Here is a 4,855-nt window from a genome sequence, read left to right as displayed (position 1 = left end):
AGCGTCACACGTACCGCGATAAAGACCCACGACAGCGAACCCCCACCGGTCTCTCACCACCACGACAGTGCCCCCCCACCCCCTAAAAGACCCCCGACCAGCATCAACACATCCACAACCGACTGCCTCTCACACCACTGTCCCCAAACCGAGAAATCGCAGCGTGGCGGTCCGCTCGGGCGCGGGAGTCGGCCGCCCTGGTGAACGCGTCCTGGAGGTGGCGCAGCTGGCCGGCTGTGAGATCGAGGGCTTCCACGTCCGTACGCGACTCCCGCAGGGCTCGCAGCGCCGTCATGTCGATCGCCTCCCGGGGTCCAGCCTCCGGCTCTTGGTCCTCGTGCTCGGGGGCGGCGGCCGCAGGCGGGAGCAACTGCTCGGGCATCGCCGCCTGCTGGTGCGCGACGACGTCGTACGCCCGGCCCCGAGCTGCGGTGGTGGTGCGCAGCTTCTCCCGGACCACCGCGCCGGCGAGGACGGCACGCTCGTATGGGAGCGGGGTGCGGGGGATCTCCCACTCCCCCGCAGCCTGCCCCGGGGCCTGGAGTTCGGCCGGCTCACCGGGATCAGTCGGCGGGTGCCGGTCCGGGGCGGTCGTGAGGGTGGGTGGGCGGCGGCGGGCGGGGAGGTCGGACAGGGACCACCGGGCGGTGTAGAGGCGGTAGCCGGCCTCCAGGCCACGCACAGACGTCGGCTCGGTGATGTCCAGGCAGTGGGTGGAGATGGCGGCGGCCACGATCTGGTCGTCCAGGCCGGGGTCGCGGCGGCGGCCCCGCAGGACGAGGGCGAGGTGACGGCGGGCTTCGGCGAGCAGGTGCCTGCGGTGGAAGCGGCCGCCGTCGTTCATCACGAACACCGTCGCGGCGACGTCGACGGCCGCCAGCGCTATGTCGACCACGGCGGCCACCCGGGCCCGGATCGCGGCCGCCGCGGCGCGGGCGTGCTCGAGGAGAGAGGTGATGACGTCGACGGGCACCCCGGAGGTGAGGATCGCGCTCGCCTTCCACCACGCGCGCAGCTGCGCGAGCGGGCGGGCCGTCCGCTTGGCCGGGCGGGTCCTACGGGCGGCCATCTGGTTCAGCCTGGCGCGAGCCCGCTCGGAGACCACGGGCAGGAACCGCGGCTCGCCGTCGTCGTCGACGGCGGTGACGTACTCGTGCTCCAGCTCGGCCAGGCAGGCGGCGATCTGGTCGCTGCGCCGGGCAGTCCAGCGGATCAGCTCGTGCGGCACCCCGGCAATCTCCATCACCGGCCGGCGCCCCGGCGTGACCGTGCGCGGCTCGGTCGCCACCCCCAGGGCCTCGCAGACCTCCGCCGCCACGAGTTCGTTGTAGAGCGCGGAGGCCGCGACGGTGTTCTCGTGCAGGGCCAGCGTGTGGACCGAGCCCCACTTCCCGTCCAGGCGCTGCCCCTTCACCGACAGCAGCACATGGTCATGAAGCAGCGGCATCCCGGAGCGCGCCTGATAGTGGCGGAAACGCGCGGCGACCAGACCGCCGGGCGGCCTCACCCGGTAGACACCGTCCTTCCCGTACCGGATCACCGCGACCTCGTCCTCGATCCACTCCAGCACCCGTACGACCGCCCGCTCGTGCGCGGCCTCGATCACCAGCCGGGTCTCCTCATCCCCCAGCGCCCACAACAGGTAGATCGTGGGCTGCGGCCGGAACACGAAGTCGACCCCCGTCACCGTCACCCGGCGTCCAAGAGCGCCAGCCCGGTACGCCTGCTTCGGGGAGGCGCCCTGGGCGAGCAGGTCGGCCTCGATCCGGTCCGCGTACGGATGCCGGCCCCGCTCACCGAACAGGTTCCGCAGCTGCGCCTCGGTCACCTCCTCCCCCGGCGCAAGCCCGAGCACGGCCAGACCACGGCCCATCCAGCGCCCGGCCGGGACACCGGCCTGCTCCTGGGCAACGCGCGGGGGCGTGCGCGCCGGGCGGCGGCCGTCACCGACAACGGTCTCGCGAAAGTAGTAGCGGTACATCTGCCCAGCCCGGACAACCTCGATATCCACTGTCATACAGACCACACCACACGGCCCTGACCTGCAAGAAAAAGCCGATCAGCACAACGTCCCGCCAGGCGGGAACAACAGCCGAAACTTTCTTCACCGACACCCGCCAGACGGGAACGGCCGCAGACAAGACGCGAATGTCATCGCTCTCCACCAGCAACAGCACGCACCCCACGATCCGAACGACACCCACGAACACCAGCGAGCAGCACCACGCACCAAAGAACGCGCAGCACCAACAAGCACCACCTACAACAGCACCCGACAACCCCGGCGGGGGGCTTCGTCATGCTGCCCGGAGCCCGGACGACCTCCTGCACCGCAACGAAGCCGCCGAACTCGCCACCGGCGCACCCGCACATGGAACCGCTACGCCAACCCATCGGCTGGCCCATCGCGGCGGGTGCCGTCGAAGGCGCCTGCCGCCACTTGATCGCCGACCGCCTCGACATCACCGGCGCCCGCTGGGGCCTGCCCGGTGCCGAAGCCGTCCTCCGGCTCCGCGCCGTCGTCGCCAACGGCGACCTCGACCACTACTTCCGCCACCACGCCGCCCGCGAGCACGAACGGCTCTACCCCCGGGTCCGCCAGCACGACTTCGCTCTCACAAGCTGACGATCCGGCCCGAAGGAATTCGGAGACGGGCCGGACCCTGTCTGATCACCAACGGCATACTGCTTCCATGTCGTCACTGCGCCAGCCGGCACCGCGCCCCTGCGAGAGCTGCCCCTACCGGCGCGACGTCCCCTCCGGCGTCTGGGCGCACCAGGAGTACGAGAAGCTCCGCCGCTACGACGCCCCGACCGTCGACCAGCCGCCCCGGCTGTTCCAGTGCCACCAGGCCGACGCCGACAGCTCGGCCGCCCGCATCTGCGCCGGCTGGGCCGGATGCCACGACAGCGCGCACCTGCTGGCACTACGCATCGGCATCCTCGAGGGCAGCATCGACGCGACGACCTACCAGGCCACACTCGAGTATGAGTCACCAGTCACGCTGTTCGCCTCGGGCAACGAAGCCGCCGACCACGGCCAGGCCGGCATCAACGATCCCCACCAAGAAGCCGAACGACTCGCCGCCAAGATCACCCGAACCCGCCGAGACCTCGAAACCTGACCCTGCTTCACGGCTCCGGAGACGATAGTGCGGCATCCTTCACTCGAGCAGAGCCGCACCCAACGCTTTTCCCCCTTCCCTGACGCACTGGTATCTCGTCCCTCGTCTGTCCCGGCCCCGTTGGGGACCAGGGGTCGCCCGAGCAGGTTCGTGCGTCAGCCGGCCAAATGATGGTTAGCGTCACTCTCCCGGGATAGCCGAACCACGTGCCGGCGGCCTCCTGCCCGTCTGGCCGGTCGGCGGGATTCGGGTGGCCTTGCACTACGAAGTCGGCACCGACGGTGTCTCCGATCGCGGCGTGGGAACGGGCGGTCACCGCAGTCGCCGGCGTGGCCGCCGCCGTGGGTGTGCAGGCTCGGGCCCCGGCGCGCTCGTCCCGCCCGCGGCCCGAGCGGTTTCTACGGCAGCGCGCGCCGTGCCAGGGGGTCTGTGTGCTCCCACTGGCCTGTGTGGTGGGCGGTGGGCTGCTGCATGTCGTCGGCGAGGAGGTGGGCAAGGAGGATGCCGGTGGCGCGCTGGCTGAGGGTGCGGGCGGCGGCGATGAGGCGCGGGTGCTGGTCCGCCGGCATGGACAGGGCGATGCTGGAGGCCCTGCCGGGCAGTCCTAGGGAGTAGGCGACGCAGAGTTCGGTGTCGGCGTACTCCAGGAGGTCGAACTGGGCTGCGTGCGGGCCGTCGACGTCGAGGTGCCGGAAGAGGGTTCGTTCGTCGGTGATGGTCCGGTCGGTCAGCTGGATGAACGGGTATCTGCTGAGGTGGTCCATCCGCGAGGCGAAGTTCTGTTGTGCCAGAAGGCTCTTGCCGACGGCGTTCGCGTGGGCGGTCAGCCCGAAGGGCGTCTGTTCCTTCACGGCCGGGGCGGTTTCGCTGGAGGACGACTCCTGGATGATGATCTCTCCGTCGGTGTAGGAGCTGATGTAGACGGCGGCGCCGAGCTCGTCGCGGAGGTCGATGAGCGTTCCGGTCAGCAGGGAGTTCGTGGTCAGCTTCGTCATCAGCTCGCCGGGGTAGTGGATGCCGTCCCGGGTCTCGAGGAACTTCTGCTGGCGCAGCCAGCTGAGCATCTGGACGGCGAGGCTGAGCTGCATCCCCGTGCGGCGGACGAGGGTTCGGGTGTCGATGCCGCCTGGGCGGATCAGCTGGAGCATGTCCCGCGCGCGTTGGGTGATCTGCCACTTCTCCGGTACTGCGGCGGGTGGCGATCCGGGCCGGGCCAGCTGGGTCAGCTTTGCGGGGCGCAGGGCGTTGGGTGACCACCACGATGACGTGCTCGGCAGAATCAGGCCGTGCCTGCGGGAGGGTGCCTGCTGGAGGTCGGGCAGCGGCAGCGAGAGGCCGCTGGGCACGGCGTGCAGATGTGCCCGGCGGGTGATGGGGTCATCCTCCGGGCGCGATTCCGGGCTCGGGATCGTGGGCAGTACCGGCGCCGGGACGAGGACCAGGTCTGGCATGCCGGTTCCTGTGCCGGTCTCTGCCTCCTGGTGCTCGTCCTGCTGTGTGGTGGGGTCCTCACGTGTCGGTGCCGGCGCTGCGCAGGACCGTCCCAGGTGCTCTCGGACCTCGTCGAAGAAGGTCTCGTCTTCGGGCCTTCCGCCGCCCTCCGCGGATTTGGCGTCGTCCGGCGCCCGCAGAAGCCGTCGGGCGTCGCCGTGCCCGTGTTGGGCGGCCTCAACTAGGAGGAAGCGCGCATCCTCTGTCCACTCCTCCCCCGCGCGCAGCGTGATCACGGC

3 protein-coding genes and 1 pseudogene are annotated in these 4,855 nt (G+C 70.6%); 2 read left to right on the top strand and 2 right to left on the bottom strand.

The window, feature by feature from the left end; genetic code table 11:
* Window positions 1-103: 103 nt before the first annotated feature.
* Window positions 104-2,017 (bottom strand): MobF family relaxase, encoded by a 1,914-nt coding sequence (gene mobF / locus AB0E14_RS39270; protein WP_362430241.1) that lies wholly within the window; start codon window positions 2,015-2,017, stop codon window positions 104-106.
* Window positions 2,018-2,395: 378 nt separating this feature from the next.
* On the opposite strand from mobF, the pseudogene AB0E14_RS39265 reads away from it, so the two are divergent.
* Window positions 2,396-2,626, top strand: a pseudogene (locus tag AB0E14_RS39265) (ISKra4 family transposase); the annotation flags it as partial.
* Between the two features lie 67 nt (window positions 2,627-2,693).
* The gene (locus AB0E14_RS39260) at window positions 2,694-3,125 is read left to right on the top strand and encodes a DUF6283 family protein (RefSeq protein WP_362430238.1); all 432 of its coding nucleotides are present in this window, start codon (window positions 2,694-2,696) and stop codon (window positions 3,123-3,125) included.
* A gap of 398 nt (window positions 3,126-3,523) precedes the next feature.
* Here the strand turns inward: AB0E14_RS39260 and AB0E14_RS39255 are convergent, their stop codons facing one another.
* Complete coding sequence (locus tag AB0E14_RS39255; protein WP_362430235.1) at window positions 3,524-4,576, bottom strand: IclR family transcriptional regulator C-terminal domain-containing protein; 1,053 nt, start codon at window positions 4,574-4,576, stop codon at window positions 3,524-3,526.
* Between the last annotated feature and the right edge of the window lie 279 nt (window positions 4,577-4,855).

The sequence above is a fragment of the Streptomyces sp. NPDC047981 genome (assembly GCF_040653315.1).
Taxonomy (GTDB): domain Bacteria; phylum Actinomycetota; class Actinomycetes; order Streptomycetales; family Streptomycetaceae; genus Streptomyces.
The sequence above is the reverse complement of the archived record's forward strand: the minus strand, read 5'-3'. Positions and strand labels throughout refer to the sequence as shown.